This window comes from Planctobacterium sp. R6 (genome assembly GCF_055755215.1).
In genome coordinates this window covers 13,222-32,885 of record NZ_JBVTQY010000037.1, presented here as the reverse complement: position 1 = coordinate 32,885, position 19,664 = coordinate 13,222, and the positions used below count along the sequence as shown (strand labels likewise).

The window sequence follows — 19,664 nt, the reverse complement described above, 5'->3', positions numbered from 1 at the left end:
CACGATGAAACCAGGCCGCCTTGATAGCAGGCAGAATTTTCAGACTGTGTTGCAGGCCCGCTTTCCCAGGCGGACGTTTTTGCAATATGCCGCAGTAGCCGGTACCGCGACGTTGTGGGGAACCCTGCCGGGGTGTTCTTCTGAGTTACAGCCGCATACTCATGACACCCTGTCAGGCGCTGCGCCTGCCTGGCAGTTCGACACTGTACCCCAGGGACTGGATACCCGGCTGACATTGCCTGATGGTTATGACTACCAGGTGTTGTTGCGCTGGGGCGATCCCTTGTTCCCTGACAGTGACGAATTTGATCCCTTGCAACAAACCGGTGAAAAACAGGCGCGTCAGTTTGGTTTTAACAATGATTATGTGGGTTTTTTACCCCTGCCACTGGGGTCTGACAACAGTGAACATGGGTTGCTGACCATTAATCATGAACACACCAAAGCCCGCCTGATGCATCCGGGAATTCGCAGTGAAGGGCAATTAGATCAGGAGCAAACCCGGGTAGATATCGCTGCCCATGGGTTGTCAGTCATTGAAGTTAAAAAGCAGCAATCCGGTTGGCAGGTGGTGAAAGGTTCGGACTACACCCGGCGCATAACCCCTGACACACCAATGCAGTTAACAGGCGCAGCAGCAGGACACCCCTGGTTGCAAACGCAACACTCCGAGGATGGCATTGCCACCCTGGGTACCTATGGCAACTGTGCGGGTGGGATAACGCCCTGGGGTACCATTCTCACCGCAGAGGAGAACTTTGATAAGTATTTCAGCGGAGATGTCGACAAATTAGCGCAAAAAGACAACTTCCGGCGCTACGGGTTTAGCGGCGAGCAGGAAAAAAACTGGAGCCAGTATGAGGAACGCTGGGATCTCAATAAACACCCAGGTGAAGCTTTTCACATGGGCTGGATTGTGGAGATAGATCCCTATGATCCCAACAGTGTACCGAAAAAACGCACCGGGTTAGGGCGTTTTAAACACGAAGGTGCGAATGTCACGATTGCCCCTGATGGTCGCGCTGTTGCATATAGCGGAGACGATGAAAAGTTTGAGTATGTGTATCGATTTGTCAGTCGGGATACCTATAAACCCGGCAACGACAAAGCCAGCAGAGCCCACAATATGCAACTACTGGAAAACGGGGTGTTGTCGGTAGCGAGGTTTTCTGAGAATGGCACCTTATCCTGGTTGCCACTGGTGCATGGCAAAGGCCCGTTAACGGTTAAAAACGGCTTCAACAACCAGGCCGAAGTACTCCTGAATACCCGAAAGGCAGCGGATTTACTGGGGGCAACGCCAATGGACAGGCCGGAAGATGTGGATATTAATCCGGTTAGCGGCAAGGTGTATGTGATGCTCACCAAAAACGACAGCCGCCAGCCGGATGCGCTTAACGGCCCAAATCCGCGGGCCTACAATCGCGGGGGACAAATTATTGAATTGTTGCCCCCTGAGAGTTCAGCCCAACAACGGGACCATTGTGCCGATGAATTTCGCTGGGAAGTGCTACTGCTGGCCGGGAAACCCGAGCCCCATAACGCACAAAACGTGACGTTTTATCATCCCGATACCGATGAAAACGGTTGGCTGGCCTGCCCGGATAATTGTGCGTTTGATACCCAGGGCAATATTTGGGTTACAACCGATGGCGCAGAGGATTTTGGCGTCGCTGACGGTGTGTGGCGGGTGGTGGCAGAAGGTGAAAAAAGAGGTTATGCCCAGCGATTTATGCGGGCGCCGGTTGGCGCTGAAGTGTGTGGCCCCTGCTTTACCCCGGATAACCGGAGTTTTTTCTGCGCTATCCAACACCCGGGTGGTGACTCTAGTTTTGATCAGCCCGATACCCGTTGGCCCGATTATGCTGCGGAACTGCCGCCAAGACCGGCGCTGATCGTTGTTACCCAAACGCGATAACATCACTATGGGGGATTACTGAGTCAGTGTAGTACTTAATCAGCTTGGTACTTAGTCTGTGTAGTACTTAGTCAGCGTGCTGGTCATCGCCGATGCTGGCGTTGACATGTTCAAGCAGGTATTTGTGCAGTGCCTGCACCGGTGGAGTGGCAGACCGGCGGGAGGGGGTAATTAAACTCAGTTGTGCCTGACCGGTTTTCCAGTCGGGTAACACCCTGACCAGACTGCCTTCAGCGAAGGCCTGACGACAGGTATAAGCAGGCAAACTGACGATTCCCAATCCCTCTTGCGCCGCCTGAATCAGCGTATTCATATCATCACTGTAAAATTGCGGCTTAATGGGGATATTCATATTGCTCCCCTGATGATGGGTGAGTTGCCACTGATTGCGGGTAGGTTGCCAGCCCAGTTTCAGACTTTGATGTTGCTGCAAATCCAGCGGAACCCTGGGCATGCCACGCATTGCCAGATAGTCGGGGCTGGCCACCAGACACCAGGAAACCCTGGCCAGTTTGCGCTGAATATTGCTGGAGTCCGGCAGGGTTTCCATATGGCCCCGAATGGCCAGGTCAACGCCTGCTGCCACCAGATCGATGTTCTGGTTTGTTACCTGCTGCACCACTTCGATGCCGGGGTGTGCTTTCAGGAATTGCAGTAACAGATTTTTTATCGCGTATTGTGTCACACCAATAGAGCAGCTCAGTACCACGCGACCGGTAAACAGTTGCTTCTTTCTGAGCATGGCAAATTCAGTGCTTTCGACTTTTTCTACGACAGATAAGGCGTGACGATAAAACTCCTCACCGGCGTCGGTAACACGAAATTGCCGGGAAGTTCGCTCTATGAGCTTGATGTCCAGCCGTTCTTCCAGTTTCGCCACATGACGACTCAGACGTGATTTGGGCATATTGAGTGCCAATGCCGCGGCACTAAATCCCTGTTTTTCCACCACATGCACAAAATAAAAGTAGTCATTGATATCGATCATCGGGCAAAACCATCCAGCCTATCGTTCTATAAATGAAACATAGTTTTCAGATTTTGGCTATAGAAGAATTTTTTGTTCTATTTATAGTGTTATTAACAAGGCCATCGGCAAGGAGATTTTATGATTTTACAAGCAGCCAATACCCTTAATACAGACCGCAGCCCACAACCAGCGCTGTCCACAACAGGCGTGAAAAATGGTAATCCTTTTGCCATTGGGGATGGATTCAGCGCACTGTCTTTCAGGGAGAAAGACTTTTCCAGGATGATGGACCCGTTAGTGATGGTGGACCACTATCGCATGACAGAATCGACATTCGGCATTCACCCTCATGCCGGATTATGCGCTTTGTCTATATTATTTGAAGACACACAGGGGCGGTTTCACAACCGGGACTCACTGGGCAACGATTTCGATTTGCTACCCGGTGATGTTTACTGGCTGAATTCAGGCTCAGGTGCCCTGCACGACGAAGCACCGAGACCAGGCTCGGCCATTCATGGATTACAGGTTTTTGTAAATCTTCCGCAGTCCCGCAGAAGTGAACAACCCGCTTCTTTTTTGCTCAGAGCCGGAGATATTCCTGTTATCGAAGATGCTAACGCCCGGATAAGATTGCTCCAGGGGCAATATCAGGCAGTGGAGAATCCGGTAACGCCGGTGTTACCCATGACCATTTTAGAGGGAAAAGTGAATCCCTTACGGCACATTGATATTGATGTTGCCGCGGGCCAGAACGGCTGGTTGTATGTGGTATCCGGTGAGTTGCAACTGCAATCAGAACAGCACAATGGCGTTTTGCAGCAGGGGCAGGCAATGGCCATCAGTCTCAGTGATACAGGTGCAGAGTCGGCCTTTCAACTGCACAACCTCGCTGATGAGAAATCCCATTTTGTGTTTTTTTCGGCCAGCCCCATCAATGAGCCCTTTGTTCAGAAAGGCCCCATCATTATGCAAACCCAAGAGCAGATTCTGCGCAAGGAGCAGGAATATGCTGCGGGTAAATTTGGTTCGATTGGATAATTCAACAAATTAAGGTTTTATCAGGAGAAAACAATGAAGGTATTAGCGTTTGCAGCCAGCAATAGTCGCAACTCAATCAATAAAGCGTTAATCAGTTACGCTGTGACACTGCTCCCTGAGCATGAAGTAGAAGTGCTGGATATTAATGATTACCCCTTACCCATCTTCAGCGTAGATCTGGAGCAGGAGCAGGGCATACCGGAAGTCGTGGGTGATTTCCTGGATAAAATAGCCGCTGCGGATGTGCTGTTGATATCCTTTGCAGAGCACAATGCAAACTATACAGTGGCCTACAAAAACCTGTTTGACTGGGCGACCCGAAAGCAATTAAAGGTGTACCAGGGCAAATCCATAATCATGCTGTCAACATCGCCGGGTAAAGGGGGGGCAGGAAATGTGCTGGCCATGGCCCGCACATCCGCGCCTTATTTTGGTGGTACTGTGGCCGGTGCTTTAGCGATCCCGGCTTTTTTCGATAACTTTGATACAAAGACCAATCGTTTGACGAATACCGAGCTGGATAAACAACTCAGGCAGACACTGCAACTGCCTGAAGCTCAGTAACCTGTTGGGTTTGTTGAGCCAGTTGTTGGGCCAGTGTTGTCGCCGTTGCCAGTGCATTGTTAAGGGATGCAATGTGCCTCTCATCATTGAATTCCTGATATTCGGAGGCAATTTCGTGGATCTCCTCTACGCCGAGGTATTTGCTCAGGGTGCGTAAATGGGGGGTGAGATGGCTTTGAGCCTCTCTGATGCCGCCCTGTTCAAATCCAAATTCTCCGCTGGAGGTGATAATGATCAGAGTTTTACCCTGTAACAGAGGCTGTAACGGGAAGTCTCCTCTGGCCAAATCAAAATCAAAGGTTTTATTGATGCGCACTACCTGATCAAACCAGGCTTTTAGTTGTGCCGGCATACCGTAGTTGTACATAGGTGAAGAAATAACAATCACATCAGCCTGTGCCACTTCCTGAATTAACTGATCTGATAAAGCCAGCAGCTGCTTTTGCTCCGGGCTTTTATCTTCATCCGCTGTAAACACTGCGGCAATCCATTCCTGAGTGATAAAGCCGGGCGGATTTACACCCACATCGCGATAGGTATATTCATCTATGTGGCGAGTTTTTTGCCAGCTGTCAATGAATTGATGGGCGATCCTTTTGGATATGGAACTGTGTCGGTTTTGGTTCTGATCAAAACATCTTACGCTGGCATCGATATGCAGTAACTGGGTCATGGTGTTATCTCCCGGTGTTGATTTGTACCTGAACTATAAGATCAGCACCATTGGGCGACAAACGAATAAAATAAGATTATAGATGAGTTTAAATCATCTATAATAATGGCTTTGCGGAACCACAAACAGGCAGGTTGTGATGCAGGTATCGTTACAGGCGCTGAAAGCATTCGAAGCAGCGGCACGACACGGCAGTTTTAAAGCGGCGGCCGAAGAACTGTCACTGTCGCCTACAGCTATTTCTCACCATGTGCAGAACCTTGAAAGCAGGTTGAGTCTCTCGCTGTTTCATCGCAGTGTCAGAAAGATCCAACTGACACAGGCCGGGAAAAGGTTAGCTGACGCTGCCAGCCGGGGCTTCAGAACGATTGAACAGGCGCTGGAAGAGATCAGCCTGGCAGGCAGAAAAATTCAGGTTGCCACAACCACTTCTTTTGCCTCTTTGGTATTGATCCCCGCACTGGAAGACTTCCAGCGACAATTTCCCAGCATTGCTGTGGAGGTCTCCAGCGGAGAAAGCATTGAAAATCAGCTCTACTCGTTGCCGATCCGTTTTGGCAATACTGAGAGTGTGGCTGCTGAGGATATTCTGTGTCGCGAAACATTTGATGTTTTTGGCGCACCATCGGCTGTGCCGGCATTGATGAGTAACAACGCGCTGCGAATTGCGTTAACCCGATGGAAAAACCCGGCACTGCAGGCGCCACCAATCGACAGCTGGTTGGCTAATAACTTCAACCTGAAACCCGATATTGAGTTTATCAGCCATGATCAGGAGCTGATCGGGATCCAGCAGGCCGTCATGGGCAAGTGCCTGGTGTTTTGCTCCGCAACACTGAGTAAACCTTTTGTGCAAGGCGGCCTGTTAACACCGGTCGGCAGCCATTCTGTAGACACAGGTTATTGTTATTATTGCCCCGACAAGTCGCACTACGACAGTAACAACAACCAACTTTTTTTGCATTGGCTACAGGCCCTGCTGGTGGCATAGCGTTGGCGTTGCAGCCTATCTGGTTTATCTCAGTGATTGTGATTGCCAAACCAGGTTGGGGGCCTCGGCTTTGGCAAAGCGGATAAAATGCCGGTCAAGGGTATCGACTATTTCGGCCAGTTCCTGTTCGGAATCGGCCCGGCACACCATATTCAAAGACCCGGCATCAGACCATAAGGTGCAGGTTCCCTCGGCAAAATTAACATTGCCCTGATGCTCGCTCCAGTTGGCAGTGACCCTGTGGGCAAAATGTTTGCACAATCGCTGCAAATATTTACTGCCGTTGTGGGTTTGTACCTCGGCAGTGCGATGAAATTGAGATTGTTGTTCAGACATATATGGTTCCTGAATATTGGCATACAACGCAGACGGAAAAGCCATACGGGCTATAACAGGCCGGTGTTGCACGTTGAACACTTAAATGATAATAATTATTATTTACGATGCATTATGGGAATTGAGGCCTCAAAGGAAATAAAAGTTACAACTGTTACATTTGTCTCCGGGAATTCTTCTGTCAGCGACTGGGGGCAGGCGTAGATATCGCTAACCTGTTTCGCCAAATGTCACAATTGTAACCTTGATTGCTGAACGCTCAGTGGCCGCGTAGCATCCCAAATCCTCAATAAATTTGTCACCATCTGATACAGGGAAGTACCTCATTTATGAAATCACACCACACTAATCCTGCCCTTGATGGCCCGATTTTGCGCACCTTTTTTTATTATGTTGTGCCTTCGATGGTGGGTCTGGTGGCCCTTACTACGGCGAATCTGGTGGACGGTATCTTTGTGGGTAACTATGTGGGAGCCGAAGCGTTGGCGGCCATTAGTTTGCTGTTACCCTATTTTAGTTTGTTGATTGCTATTGCCCTGATGCTGGCCATCGGTGGGGCTGTGACGGTCGGAAAATACCTGGGCCAGGGAAATGTGGCAATGGCTTGCGGGGTGTTCAGTAAAGTGCTGATAGTGACCGTACTGCTGAACAGTGTGTTTGCCATCGCCAGTTTTGTTGCTGAACCCTGGTTGTTGTGGCTGCTTAATGCGCCGGTTGATGTTCAGCCTTTGATGCGGGAATACCTGGCGGTGATCCGCTGGGTATTTATCGGACAGTTAACCACTATGGTCCTGTATTATTTTGTGCGTATGGACGGCCACCAGGTGTTAGGTACCTGGGCGCTGGTGGTGGGGGCCCTGACGAACATCGTTTGTGACGCCCTGTTGGTTGTCCATTGGCAAATGGGCCTGGCCGGGGCCGCTTATGCCACGGCAATTGCTCAGTTGTTGCAATTCGCGGTACTGTCAGGTTGGTTTTTCAGTCAGCGTCGAAGCCTGCGCTTTTCTCTTTTCCAGCAACAATGGCGAACGCTGTGGCGCACCGCCTACAATGGTTTTTCTGAGTTCATTAATGAGATCTCAGTCGGGGTGTTGTTTCTGTTACTCAACTGGTTATTGGTCACGCAATTAGGGACCTCGGGGGTAGCGGCTTTCAGTGTCGTGAACTACCTCATCTTCCTCAGTATTATGCTGAGCTACGGTGTGGCGGATGCGCTGCACCTGTTAGTCAGTCAAAATTTTGGTGCCGGTCATCGTCAGCGTATCGGTCAGTTTTTGACCTTGTCGTTGGCCACGGCCTGTGCCATTGGTGGTGCCCTGGTGTTAGCCGTGGTTTTCGCTCAGAGCACAGTTATCAGTTGGTTTTTGGATGCGGAAGCGGTGGCCGTGGCATCGTTATCCGGGAATATTATGCTACTGCTGTGGCCGTTGTTTCTGGTCAATGGTTGTAATATTTTGCTCAGTTGTTATCTGACCGCAGTGCATCAACCCGGGGTATCCGCGACGCTGGCTTCCTGTCGCAGCATCCTGTTGCCCGCCATGATGTTGTTGCTGTTTTATGGGGTTTTTTATCACACCAATTTATTCGGACCGACGCCGTCAGATTGGTTATTTCTGCTGGGACTGCCGGTGGCAGAATGGTTAACCTTCTTGCTGGCATTGAGCTTTGCCTGGCGCTTTCGACCTGCACGCCTGTTCTGAGATGTAACAATTGTAAATTCAATTGAAGGTGATAATGGTTATCATTAACCTGTTGGGCAGTTTAATAACCGGCGCAAGCTTCAGGAGTTATGCATGGCATTTCAGGCCAGGCAAGTGGCAGACGATGCTTCCTTTCAGGCGTTCGCAAACGCTTATCTCAGAGAAATTCAGCCAGGTGTCTGGCATCCTGCCGACCAATGGCAGCGGTGTTCGGGTCTGGAACCAGAGCAACAAACACAGTTCATCAATGAACTACAGTTGGTCAAAACCGGACAGAGTCTGGCCATTGCCGTAACTTACCGTTCACTGGTGGGACGACACAAACTGGCTCAGTGCTATCAACTGCAACCCGGTAGTATGGACTGGCATCCCATTGATTCAATATCCGCCATTATGTTGTTGATTCAGGAGATTTATGCCCAACCTGACGGTGCAATACCAGTCAGTGATCAGCAACTGGAATTGACCTCCCGCACCCTGGAAAGCCATCAGATTATGGCGCACTATCTGCAAGCCAGACATGATGATGCGGCGTTGCAAAGTGGCCGGTTTATCGATACTGAGCAATCTATTTTATTTGGCCATTGGTTGCATCCCACCCCTAAGTCACGACAGGGTATGCACCAGTGGCAGCACGCCCGTTATGCCCCTGAACTCAAAGGGCGTTTTAAACTGCACTTTTTCGCAGTGGAAGCGGATTTAGTGATACAGAATTCGGTATTAGCGCACAGCGCCGAACACATAGTGGCAGATATCGCGAATCGCGAAGCGGATGAGGCATTGCGACAGTGTGCAGAACAGCAACGCAATCAGGGCAGAGTGTTGCTGGCTGTACACCCATTGCAGGCAACCTGGTTGCTCAATCAGGATTACATTCAGCAACTTATTCATCAGCACAAATTGTTTGAAGTGGGTCCACTCGGCCCTTTCTTTACTGCCACTTCGTCAGTACGGACCTTATATTGCGACGAACTGGACTATATGGTGAAGGTGTCGATACCGGTTAAAATCACCAATTCAATGCGTATTAACATGCGTCACGAACTGGCGGCCGGGGTTACGTTGGCCCGCCTGATGACTGACAATGGCTTCAGTCAGAGCCACCCTGATTTTAGTTTGATCCGCGACCCGGCTTATCTATCTTTGGATTTACCCCAGCGACAGGAGAGTGGTTTTGAATTTATTATTCGCGATAACCCCTTTGCAGCACAGGCGGGTGATACCGGGCTGGCAGGTGTGCAATCACTGGCAGCTTTGCTGCAGGAGCCCATTCATCCCGGTGGGCACTCCAGGCTGGCACAAATCATCACCAAACTGAGTTTGCAGCAAGGTAAATCACTGGCGCAAACCAGTATGGATTGGTTTAGCCGTTACTGGCAGTGCGCTATTGAGCCCGCCATTCAGTTGTTTGATCAGTTGGGGATCGCGCTGGAAGCACACCAGCAAAATTCAATACTGGCACTCAGCCGCGGCTACCCGGAACGCTATTATTATCGGGACAACCAGGGGGTTTACCTGGCTGAATCTCAGCGCGAAATCTTACTGGATATCGAACCCGGTCTTGAGCAATGCCCGGAGTTATTTTATGCCGACAGTATGATCTTCGACCGCTTCAGCTATTACCTGGTTATCAATCAGTTGTTTGCGGTTATCAATCGCTTCGGGTTGGATCAACTGCTCCCCGAATCGGTGCTGCTGGAAGAAACACGTAACCGGTTATTGCGTTTATTGCCGCGTATGTCGGGCCGGGGTAGCGCCCTGATTGAGTCGATTTTGTATCGCAAAACTATTCCGTGCAAAGGCAACCTGCTGACCAGGGTGGAAGATGTTGATGAACTGCAGGCAGATAACGAACTGGCAGTTTACACCCAGATATACAACCCGTTGTATACCCGCACCAGCCTGCCGCACAATGCCGCTAATATTCTGACCGAAGCCGAGGTTGCGCTTGAGTCTGTCTGAGGCTGGTGTATCAGCGCCATTGAGCAGTACAACACAAAGCGAAAAGGTTTGCCGTCATCGGGCACGGGTGATACGACAATTGCTGGAAGCAGCATTGTTCGAAGGCCTGTTGCCCTATCACTTTGATGGCAACTGGTTTAGGTTTAACGGCAAAACGCTGAGCTATTGTGCCCGCGGCAACCTGTCCGGTTTTGGCCGGGTACGCCTGATACAGGAACAGATTTGGCAATGCCACGCCAGCGAGCTACATCCGGTGGATTTGGCTGAGTTGGTGGCAGCACTACCAGGGCAGGCAAAGGCGCGCCAACGCTTACTACAGGAATTGCAACAAACCATCGCGTTTTGTCGCTGGAACCAGGACAACCTCGTCAGCGCAGAGGATCGTCGAGGTCTGGATTACGTGGCGCTGGAATCCGCTATTCACGAGGGACACCCCTACCATCCTTGTTTTAAAGCGCGCACCGGCTTTAGCTTTAATGATCATGCTCAATATGGCCCCGAAGCTGCTAACCGCTTTCAGCTTTGTTGGTTGGCGGTAAGGAAGTCGCTTCTGGCTATGCGTCTGGATTGTCATGACGAACAGGCGTTTTGGCAGCGGGAACTGGGCAGCGAATGCTGGCAGCAACTTTGCGACGCGATGGAGGCTCAGGGTATCGGATCGGAGGAGTACACCTGGTTACCTATTCATCCCTGGCAACTTGCCAGGTTGCATACGTCACTGGCACCTGCCATAGCACAGCGCCATGTGCTTCTGCTGGGCAAGGCCGGTGATGAATATCAGGCCAGTATTTCGTTGCGTACTTTGTTGAATGTCAGTCACCCTGAAAAGGCCAACATCAAGGTGCCGCTTAATGTGGTGAACAGCTCATCGCTGCGCACCATTGAACCTCATTCGGTGTGCACCGCTCCTCTGTTAAGTCAGTGGTTGCACACAGTGATTGCGCAAGATCCCTGGTTTGCTGAGCACAGTGAGCTGCTGATTCAGCGTGAATACGCCGCGATGGTGCTGCAAGACGACAACAGAGTAAATCCGGATGCCCATACTGACCACCCGTGGCTGAAAATGCTTGCCCCCTCGTTGTGTGTCATCTTTCGCGACAGTATTGCTACAGTGGCGGATGGTTTTACCGCGACGCCTTTTGTGGCCTTGTGCCTGACAGAAGCCGATGGCGATGCCTTTATCGCCCCCTGGCTGCATCAGTACGGGATTGAAACATGGCTACGGCGTTTGTTGGAGGTGGTTGTCTGGCCAGTCTGGCATTTGCTGGTACGCCATGGCATTGCGCTGGAAACTCATGGGCAAAATATGACCTTACTGCACCACAATGGCTGGCCGCAGAAACTGGTGCTGCGGGATTTTCATGAAAGCCTGGAATTTGTCAGTGAGTTTTTGGCGGCACCAGAGCTGCAACCGGATTTTGCTACATTGCACCCGGATTATGAGCATGCCGAAGCGGATCGCTTTTACTGGATGTCTTCGGTGGAGGCCCTGCGTGAGCTGCTGGTTGATACCCTGTTTGTGTACAACCTGAGCGAGCTGGCGCAGTTGTTAGAGCAGCAATTTGATTATCCGGAAACGCAGTTTTGGCAGCAGGTTGATGCAGCGTTGCAGGGTTATGCCGCAACGGCACACAACTGGTCAGAGCGTCTGGCCCGGATTGATGTTTCCCGGCCGAAGATCCGGACTGAATCGTTGTTGCGCAAAAAGCTGAGTGGTCAATCAGACCGTGAATTTCACCATACCATACCTAACCCCGTTCAGCCGATTCGGGGTGGAGTCTAACATGTTATATATTGATGAAACCTTCTACGCCCGTCAGGCGCTGGAGCAACAATTTGCAGAGTTTGCCAACCTGGCGCCGTTACAGGAGCCGGGTGGGCACATAGCTATCTGTGTTCCTGATACCTTTTTGGGCCTGGCGATGTGCCTTTATGCCAGAGAACACAAGCTGTCTGTGTTACCTATTCACGGCAATACTCCCAAAGCACTCGCAAAAAACTATGCCGTAAAGGCGGGTTGTGGATGGTTGTTTTATGGCGATATCAATAATCCGTTGAGTCTTACCGTGGCCGCCAGTGAACCCTCAGATGCCGGGTTGATTCAGATGAGTTCCGGCACCACGGGTGCATCAAAATGTATCAAGCGCAGTTGGGCGGATATCACCACGGAAATTGACAGTTACTGTCAGCATTTTCCCGAAGCCCGGCAGATGAATCCTGTGGTGGCCTGCCCGGTGACTCACTCTTATGGTTTGATTTGCGGTGTCCTGGTGGCGCTGGCTCGTGGTCAGATGCCCAGAGTCGTCATCAATATCAACCCTAAATTTTTGCTGAAGCTGCTTTTGGCCACCGACAAACCCTTGTTGTATACCTCGCCCGCCATGCTCAGTACCCTCATTCAGTTTTGGCCGAAAGGCAGTCACCTGCATGCCGCGATAATTTCGGGCACGTTAATGTCAGAGCCGGTGTTTAAGCGGGTGCGTTTGCAGGTGGCAAACCTGTTCCAGCAATATGGTTGCTCTGAAGTGGGCTGTATCAGCCTTAACCGGGATACCCAAAGTGCGAATGCGGTAGGCAGTATTTTACCTCACCTGCAAGCCAGCGCAGGAAACGAGCCGGGTGAGCCTCAGGAGATATGCGTCAGTCAATGTATGTCCGCCGATACCGCACCGGTACGCACTCAGGATTTGGGCTATTTTGCACCGGCGCTGAATGGCGAGTCACTACTGCATTTTGTGGCCCGACAGGATGACACCATCATTGTGGCGGGTATGAATATCTATCCGCAAGATGTTGAAGATGTGGTGTTGTCGCATCCGCAGGTGCGAGATGCCGTGTTATTCAAAATACCGGATGCACAGGCCGGTCAGCGGGCATGTTTGCAATTTTGCACAGACAGCACGTTGCAGGCCGATGAGTTGCGCCGCTGGTGCGGCCAGCGACTGGCCGACTGGCAGGTGCCCCATCGGGTGGTGGCCGTGCCTGAAATCGGGCGCCTGGCGAACGGCAAGATCAATCGCAAGCAACTGGCAGCAAGTTGGCTGGCTTCACAAGGCACTTCATCCGAAGGCCAGCCATGCCAGGAGAATGACCCCAGGTTGACAGCAGGCTAGTACAGGAATTCCAGCATGAACAAAGATAAAATTATTGCGGCGATCAGACAGGTGTTGCAGCAAGAATTGCAATGCCAGTACCTGGATCGCTTCAGTGCCAGTGCCCGTCTCAACGAAGATTTGTATCTGGACTCGGTGTTGTTAATGCAGTTGCTATTGCACCTGGAATTATCACTCGGTGTCCCGGTGCCCGACAGTGCCCTGAATAAAGAGGATTTTGCCACGGTTGACAGTCTGGCGCAGTTTTTACTTCGTCAGTCCGGCGAAACAATGCCCTCAGGCACTGACTCAGCTGCGCCTCAGGAGGAATTCGAAGACATCAAGGTACACTGCTTTGTCAGTTGCCTGTGTGAGATCATTAAAGCCGATGAGCGGGTTGATCACCGGCCGTTTTACTTCGGGGTTTGGGATGCTGAGGTGCTGATTGATGAGCAGTGCCGCCTTGCGTATCACGCCCCCACGCTCAATCACGACTTCTTTCGCACCTGGTTCCAGCGTATTTACGGTGTGGCGGTGAATCCCTGGTATCGCCCTGACCTGAGTAAAACACAGAACCTGGACATCATGCAGTCGCTGTTGCGGCAAAAAAGTGCCACTCAGCAACTGATGGTGATGCTGGATATGTATCTGCTACCGGAACGGGAAAACAAGTTTAATCAGAACCCCTTTCCCCATTATGTGATGTTGGCAGAAACGGACGATCCCTTGCAGTGGTTTATGTATGACCCTGATTTTCGGTGGGAAGGCGTTCAGGCCAAACAGCAGGTTCTTCAGGCGGTGGCGTCAGAAGCGGTAGCTGGTGGTTATATTTTTGATAGTAAGCAAATTAAACCTGCGCACAATCAGGTTATTGCGGACTATTTTCTGGCCTGTATCCGGCGCGACACCAATCCAATGACTGACCGGGTGCGACAGATTGTTAAGCGTCACGAAGCGCAGGCTACTGATGGGCCCGCGTTAAGTCACCTGGGTACGGCGTTGCAACAATTGCCGGTTCTGGCAATTCGCAAGTATGCCTATGAACATGGATTCGCTTTTTTCTGGCTGGATATTGGGTTTCCTGAGCCGGAGTTTGAATTTTGGTGTGAGGTCATCGAAGACCTGGTCAGCAGCTACAAAAAGATTCAATACCGGGCCATGAAACTGGCCAGCGGACAACTGTCTGTTACTCAACAGGCGCAATTGTTTGCCGAAATTCATCAGTTGCTGAATGAACAGGACGACAGGGAATTTCGCATTAAAACGCGATTGTGGGAAGTGTTTGAACAGTGGCGACTCAAGCACCAATTGAGCTCTGTTGAGCCATTAGCCGATGCCCGGGAGGTGAACCTGTGAACTTATCAGTTTGTACTATTACCTTTCGTCATCAGTTAATTTCTATTGCTGAGATCGCCAGTTGGGCGCAGCGCAATCATTTTCAGGGTATCGAATTATGGGGCGCTCATGCCAAAAACCTCGCAGAGCAGGCGCAGTATGATCAGCACTGGTTAGCGGATTTTGGTCTGAAAACCAGTATGTTGAGTGATTACCTGCCGTTACTGGCGGAGGAGCGCGTGCTGTATCACAAGGTACAGTTGCTGGCGCGTCTGGCACGTCACTGGGGCAGTCGAAAATTACGCACCTTTGCCGGTTCTGACGGTAGTGCTGATCTGAATGAACAACAGCGGGATCAACTCTTTGCGCGCCTGCAGTTGGTGTGTGACTGGCTGGAACCTCATGGCATTAATCTGGTGATAGAAACGCACCCGAAAACCTATGCAGATTCGGTCGCGGCGACTCAGGAATTATTCGCCGGTGTAGGCCGAAACAATATGCAACTGAATTTTGATGTACTGCATGTATGGGAGTCGGGGGCGGAGATAATACCGGCACTGGAAGCGCTGTTGCCGCTGATCAATCACTTTCATTTTAAAAATATCAGTGACGCCGCCCATCTGGGTGTCTTTGCCCCGGATAATGTTTATGCGGCAGCCGGTACCAGAGAGGGCATGGTGCCTATCTTTGAAGGAGCGGTTGACTACGCCGGTTTTATTGATTACCTGCAGCAACACCCCAATCCCAGATTGCACCATATGGACGCTTCTCTGGAATGGTTTGGCAATCATTGTAAAAAGGTACTGGGACGAGACCGCTATCTGCTGCAATTGCAACAGCAAAATGCGCTGCCAAACCGAGGCATAGCTGGCTGAGCCTCAGCCGGATAACACAACGAGGAGTCGTTATGTCTACGTTTATCCAACAGCAACCGAACCGGGTTTTACCCGCCGCCAGACGCATCGCTGCTTTTGATGTAGCGAAAGGTGTGGCAGTTGTTTTAATGATCATGATCCATGTACTGGATTTTTACGGATTGCCGGAAGTGCGTTTCGGGGTGTTTGGTTCTACCCTGAAATTTGCCGTGGGCTGGCCGGCTGCCTCGATGTTTGTATTTGTGATGGGGCTGTTTGTCACCTATACCGGCATTCACAGTTTGCGACAAGACCTGATGCGGGCTGCGGGGTTGTTTGCATTAGGATACTTACTGAATCTGACCCGCAGCACCATCCCTATGTGGCTGTCCATTGAAATCGGCCTGGTGACGGCTGCCGATGTTGCCCCGCATACGCCGTTGTCGGAATTTTTGATTGTTGATGTATTTCAGTTTGCCGGGTTGGCATTACTGATATGTGCTTTGTTGAAACACTATTTGCCGCATCCGGGATACTGGTTACTGGCCGCTCTTGCTGTGGCTTTTGTATCACCGCTGCTATGGGATATCAGTAGTAACAACGTCGTATTGAACGAAGTGTTAAAACTACTGGTTGGCAACGAAGCCCAGGGAGCGATGTTCCCACTGTTTCCCTGGTTGGCTTATCCGCTGGCGGGTATGGCGCTGGGATACGGCTTGCGCCGCACCGGTGATATTGATAAGGGGCTGCAAGCATATATGTGGCTGGGGTGGGTATTAATGGCCGCAGCGGCGGTGTTAATGTACAGCAATCCCGGATATCACATTGCAGACAACCTGCGCAGTGGACCCGGTCTGATAGTGTTTTTTAGTGGTCTTATTCTGGTGTTTTTATGGGGTTGCCACACCCTGACAAAGCGCGCCTCAAAGCACAACTCTGCGTTGTCGCTGATACGTTTTTGGGGAAAGCGGGTGACGGCGATGTACGTGGTGCAGTGGTTACTGATTGGATGGGGATTGATGTTGTTTGGCCTGCAACAAATGAACCTGATACAAAACGTGCTGGCCATGGTTGGGGTATTACTGTTGTCTGATATGTTGGTCAGAGCCTGGTGCAGTTTACGCAAGGTTCGCCGTATTAGTGCCGGGGCAAGCGTATCCTGATTTGCAGACCGGATGACTCACCGGCATTATTGCGTTGATTACTGGCGTTGATGGTGCCACCAACGGCCTGCACCTGTCGTTGTGCCAAGGCCAGGCCAAGGCCAAACCCACCGCGTTTACCGGTCTGGATAACTGCCCCTGACGTTGCTCCCGGGGTCGCCAACGTATTGTGATTACTGCGAGCAGCATCTACCCGAAAAAAGGGCTTAAAAATATCCAGTAGTAGCGGCTCCGGTACTCCTGGCCCCTGATCACTGATAACAAGCTCGAACTGTGCTGCAGACTCGCTAAGGGTCACATCCACAGTGCCTGTTTTTGGGGTATGGCGCAGTGCATTTCGCAAGATATTTTCTATGGCCTGACCCAATGCCTGTTGATTGCTGTGGCTCAGCAGGGCTTCTTTGGGCAACTGCATGTGCAGTCCCTGATCCGGAAATTCAAAACGGGCATCGTCGGCAATCACCTGGAGCAATTCCACCAGATCGAAACTATCGCCGTTAAGTTTCGGTGATTCGGTATTCAGCCACGCCAGGGTCAGGGTATCTTCTGCCAGTTCCCGCATCGTTTGTGCTTCGTAACGCAGTCGCTGCAATGCCTGTTCAGCATTGGGTTGCGCCTGTAACAGGTCAATGGCCATATCGATTCGGGTTAGTGGAGTACGTAGTTCATGGGACAGATCTGATAACATCTGTCGCTGATTATAGATGAGCTGGCTGGTGCGCTGGGCCATTTGATCGAATGTCAGGGCGAGTCGAGCCAGTTCATCTTCCCGATTCTGTACGGCACTGTATACCCGCACTTCCATATTGCCCATACTGAATTCCCGGGTTGCCGTTTCCAGTTTTCGCAAGGGAACCATCACGTGCTGATAAAGAATAAAACTCAAAGCACAAAGTACCAGTAAGGGAAGGGCGAACTGCAGTAACAGCTCCATTTGCAAAAGCCAATTACCGGGGCGCATTCGCTGCGGTAAGCGGATCAGTAAGTGTGTATTAGCATCCAGAAAGGGAACTTCCATGACCGGGTTATAATTAAAATCCAGATGTACTTTCCATTCGACACTGCGCCCTATCTGATAGCGTTCCTTGTATTGCGCTGGAATAACACTGTCAGCCAGTGGCACTATACGGGATGAAACCATCGCAGCCCAGGTATCTTCTTTGGCCTGCAGTGCTTTGAGCCATTGTGCCAGTGCCGCTTCCCCCTGGGTTAACCAGACTTGCTCTGCCTGTCGCCCGTAATCCAATAATTGCTGTTGGTGCTCCTGAGCGAGATAACTCATTTTGGTTTGGGTTTGTTCGGTCAGCCAACTAATAGCCCAAAACAACAGTACTGTGCCCAAACCGATAGTTGCCAGCAGCTTCCATAGCAAGCTATTTTTCATGCAAATCGATACCCTTTGCCATGTACTGTAGCCAGCCTGTGCGACGCCATGCCTGCATCTTCCAGCTTTTTGCGCACCCGGCTCATGTGCATGTCGAGGCTGCGATCGTAGCGACTAAATGGACGGTTAAGCACGGTCTGGTAGAGCAGAGGTTTGCTCAGTACCTGTTCGCGATTTTCTAACAACACCCAAAGCAATTTAAACTGCAACGGCGTAAGGCTAACATCTTTGCCGCTAAACGCCGTTTGCTGCGTACTGCGGTTGAGCTGCAGTTGATCTATGGTGAGGCTATTACCCGGTACAGAGGCTTTGTGATACCCAAATGAACGGCGCAACAGCGCTTCAATGCGAACCAGCATCTCGGTAAAGTTAAAGGGTTTAGGCAGGTAGTCATCAGCGCCACTACTGTAGCCCTGAATGCGTTCTTGCTCGGCACCGCATGCGGTCACCATCATTACCGGGGTGTGTTTGACTTTGCGCAACTGTTCGAGAATCGAAAACCCGTTCATGCCGGGCAGCAACACATCCAGTAAGATTAAGTCAAAACGTTGTTGCAATGCGGCCAACAAACCTTGTTCGCCATCCTGACATTGTTGGGTCTTAAATCCCCTGCCTTGCAACAGTTCAGCAACCTGTGCACTGAGGGTCAAATCATCTTCGATAATTAAAATTCGGCTGGCATTCATGGTACATAAATTACTCGGACTTGAATCAGTGAGATACTATTGCAAATAGTTCTCATTTGCAAGTGAGTGATAAAGTATGTGTATCTGAACTTTATATGTTGCTTCTGATAGCTAAATCCGCCTGCATTAAATACGCTATAGCGTAAATTTATTTTTGTTACGCCACAGCGTAAATGTTGCAATATTTACGCTTTGGCGTATAGTCTTGATAATTACGCTATAGCGTATCCATAAAGGTGGATGTAATGAATATTACCCGTCCAGATCAACTGGCTAATTGTATTAAAGCGCACCGCAAGCAGGCTGGGTTATCTCAAAAACAGGTCGCTGAACTTATTGGCATTCGTGTTGCCACGCTGTCTGATTTTGAAAACAAGCCTGAATCATCAAAGCTGGAAACATTTTTTAAAATTCTTGCTGCATTGGAATTGCAGCTGGATGTTTCTTCCCGGAAAGCCGCCAGGGCTGACTCACATGTAAATGACATTTATTGGTAGTTGAATGAGGCAGGGCAGCGCTATGGAGCAACTTGATGTTTACATGAACGGGTTTCTGGTGGGTGAATACTCACGTGATTCAGCGGGAAATAATCAATTTCGCTATGCACCACAATGGTTACGTTCGCCTGCAAAGCGCAGTATTTCATTGTCTATTCCGCTGAGTACAGCGCCTTACAAAGGCAAAGTAGTTTATAACTTTTTCGACAATCTATTACCTGATGCAAGAGAAGTCAGAGAACGGGTCGTCGCCCGTTATCAGGCGGATTCCACAGAACCATTTGATATATTGAGAAATACCAATTCCGATAAACATTTGCACACTCAGCGCAGCCTCAGAGACATTAGTTCTAGGCGTGCGAATGAAAGAATACTGGTGGTCTTGTGAACTTCGCACAACAAAGAAATAATGTTTCTGAGGCGCGTCTTCGATGGGGCTGAAAAGCATTTATACGGTGTTGGATGTTTTTGATTTAGGCCCACTAGACCGTCAAACAT

General features: G+C 50.5%; 18 protein-coding genes. 13 read left to right on the top strand and 5 right to left on the bottom strand.

Annotated features, from left to right (window positions below; all coding sequences use genetic code 11):
• Window positions 1-4: 4 nt before the first annotated feature.
• Window positions 5-1,918, top strand: coding sequence for a PhoX family protein (locus tag AC0J20_RS18580; RefSeq protein WP_473022881.1), 1,914 nt, complete (start codon window positions 5-7; stop codon window positions 1,916-1,918).
• Window positions 1,919-1,985: 67 nt separating this feature from the next.
• On the opposite strand, the gene AC0J20_RS18575 is transcribed toward AC0J20_RS18580, so the two are convergent.
• The gene (locus tag AC0J20_RS18575; RefSeq protein WP_473022880.1) at window positions 1,986-2,906 is read right to left on the bottom strand and encodes a LysR substrate-binding domain-containing protein; all 921 of its coding nucleotides are present in this window, start codon (window positions 2,904-2,906) and stop codon (window positions 1,986-1,988) included.
• A gap of 120 nt (window positions 2,907-3,026) precedes the next feature.
• Between AC0J20_RS18575 and AC0J20_RS18570 the strand changes: the two genes are divergently transcribed.
• Window positions 3,027-3,929 (top strand): pirin family protein, encoded by a 903-nt coding sequence (locus AC0J20_RS18570; protein ID WP_473022879.1) that lies wholly within the window; start codon window positions 3,027-3,029, stop codon window positions 3,927-3,929.
• A 33-nt stretch (window positions 3,930-3,962) separates the two neighbouring features.
• On the top strand, window positions 3,963-4,493 hold the full coding sequence (locus AC0J20_RS18565; protein ID WP_473022878.1) for an NADPH-dependent FMN reductase: 531 nt from the start codon (window positions 3,963-3,965) through the stop codon (window positions 4,491-4,493).
• Here AC0J20_RS18565 and AC0J20_RS18560 read toward each other — a convergent pair.
• Entirely contained in the window at window positions 4,459-5,166 is a 708-nt protein-coding gene (locus AC0J20_RS18560; protein ID WP_473022877.1) for an FMN-dependent NADH-azoreductase, read from the bottom strand. The genes AC0J20_RS18565 and AC0J20_RS18560 overlap by 35 nt on opposite strands.
• 139 nt (window positions 5,167-5,305) lie before the next feature.
• On the opposite strand from AC0J20_RS18560, the gene AC0J20_RS18555 reads away from it, so the two are divergent.
• A complete protein-coding gene (locus AC0J20_RS18555) occupies window positions 5,306-6,157 on the top strand; it encodes a LysR family transcriptional regulator (protein WP_473022876.1) in 852 nt (283 codons plus the stop codon).
• 24 nt (window positions 6,158-6,181) lie between these two features.
• Here AC0J20_RS18555 and AC0J20_RS18550 read toward each other — a convergent pair whose 3' ends face one another.
• Entirely contained in the window at window positions 6,182-6,493 is a 312-nt protein-coding gene (locus AC0J20_RS18550; protein ID WP_473022875.1) for a DUF2218 domain-containing protein, read from the bottom strand.
• A gap of 329 nt (window positions 6,494-6,822) precedes the next feature.
• Between AC0J20_RS18550 and AC0J20_RS18545 the strand changes: the two genes are divergently transcribed.
• The 7 genes from AC0J20_RS18545 (at window position 6,823) to AC0J20_RS18515 (ending at window position 16,599) form a co-directional block, all read left to right on the top strand.
• Window positions 6,823-8,193, top strand: a complete 1,371-nt coding sequence (locus tag AC0J20_RS18545; RefSeq protein ID WP_473022874.1) for an MATE family efflux transporter — start codon at window positions 6,823-6,825, stop codon at window positions 8,191-8,193.
• Window positions 8,194-8,286: 93 nt separating this feature from the next.
• Window positions 8,287-10,155 carry an IucA/IucC family protein gene (locus tag AC0J20_RS18540; protein WP_473022873.1) on the top strand — a complete coding sequence of 623 codons (1,869 nt, stop codon included), beginning with the start codon at window positions 8,287-8,289 and terminating at the stop codon, window positions 10,153-10,155.
• Window positions 10,142-11,938: an IucA/IucC family protein gene (locus AC0J20_RS18535; protein WP_473022872.1), complete on the top strand. Its 1,797-nt coding sequence runs from the start codon at window positions 10,142-10,144 to the stop codon at window positions 11,936-11,938. The genes AC0J20_RS18540 and AC0J20_RS18535 overlap by 14 nt, the downstream gene beginning before the upstream one ends.
• Before the next feature lies 1 nt (window position 11,939).
• Entirely contained in the window at window positions 11,940-13,268 is a 1,329-nt protein-coding gene (locus AC0J20_RS18530; protein ID WP_473022871.1) for an AMP-binding protein, read from the top strand.
• Between the two features lie 15 nt (window positions 13,269-13,283).
• Window positions 13,284-14,603: a DUF6005 family protein gene (locus tag AC0J20_RS18525; RefSeq protein ID WP_473022870.1), complete on the top strand. Its 1,320-nt coding sequence runs from the start codon at window positions 13,284-13,286 to the stop codon at window positions 14,601-14,603.
• Entirely contained in the window at window positions 14,600-15,457 is an 858-nt protein-coding gene (locus AC0J20_RS18520) for a sugar phosphate isomerase/epimerase family protein (RefSeq protein ID WP_473022869.1), read from the top strand. The genes AC0J20_RS18525 and AC0J20_RS18520 overlap by 4 nt, the downstream gene beginning before the upstream one ends.
• Before the next feature lie 32 nt (window positions 15,458-15,489).
• The gene (locus tag AC0J20_RS18515) at window positions 15,490-16,599 is read left to right on the top strand and encodes a heparan-alpha-glucosaminide N-acetyltransferase domain-containing protein (RefSeq protein ID WP_473022868.1); all 1,110 of its coding nucleotides are present in this window, start codon (window positions 15,490-15,492) and stop codon (window positions 16,597-16,599) included.
• On the opposite strand, the gene AC0J20_RS18510 is transcribed toward AC0J20_RS18515, so the two are convergent.
• Window positions 16,574-17,983: a sensor histidine kinase gene (locus AC0J20_RS18510; RefSeq protein WP_473022867.1), complete on the bottom strand. Its 1,410-nt coding sequence runs from the start codon at window positions 17,981-17,983 to the stop codon at window positions 16,574-16,576. The two genes, AC0J20_RS18515 and AC0J20_RS18510, sit on opposite strands and share 26 nt — an antisense overlap.
• Entirely contained in the window at window positions 17,980-18,669 is a 690-nt protein-coding gene (locus tag AC0J20_RS18505) for a response regulator transcription factor (RefSeq protein ID WP_473022866.1), read from the bottom strand. Before AC0J20_RS18505 ends, AC0J20_RS18510 begins: the two co-directional genes overlap by 4 nt.
• 245 nt (window positions 18,670-18,914) lie before the next feature.
• Here AC0J20_RS18505 and AC0J20_RS18500 point away from each other — a divergent pair, with 245 nt between their 5' ends.
• Window positions 18,915-19,166 carry a helix-turn-helix domain-containing protein gene (locus tag AC0J20_RS18500; protein ID WP_473022865.1) on the top strand — a complete coding sequence of 84 codons (252 nt, stop codon included), beginning with the start codon at window positions 18,915-18,917 and terminating at the stop codon, window positions 19,164-19,166.
• Between the two features lie 4 nt (window positions 19,167-19,170).
• Window positions 19,171-19,554 carry a HipA N-terminal domain-containing protein gene (locus tag AC0J20_RS18495; protein ID WP_473022864.1) on the top strand — a complete coding sequence of 128 codons (384 nt, stop codon included), beginning with the start codon at window positions 19,171-19,173 and terminating at the stop codon, window positions 19,552-19,554.
• The last annotated feature ends 110 nt before the right edge of the window (window positions 19,555-19,664 follow it).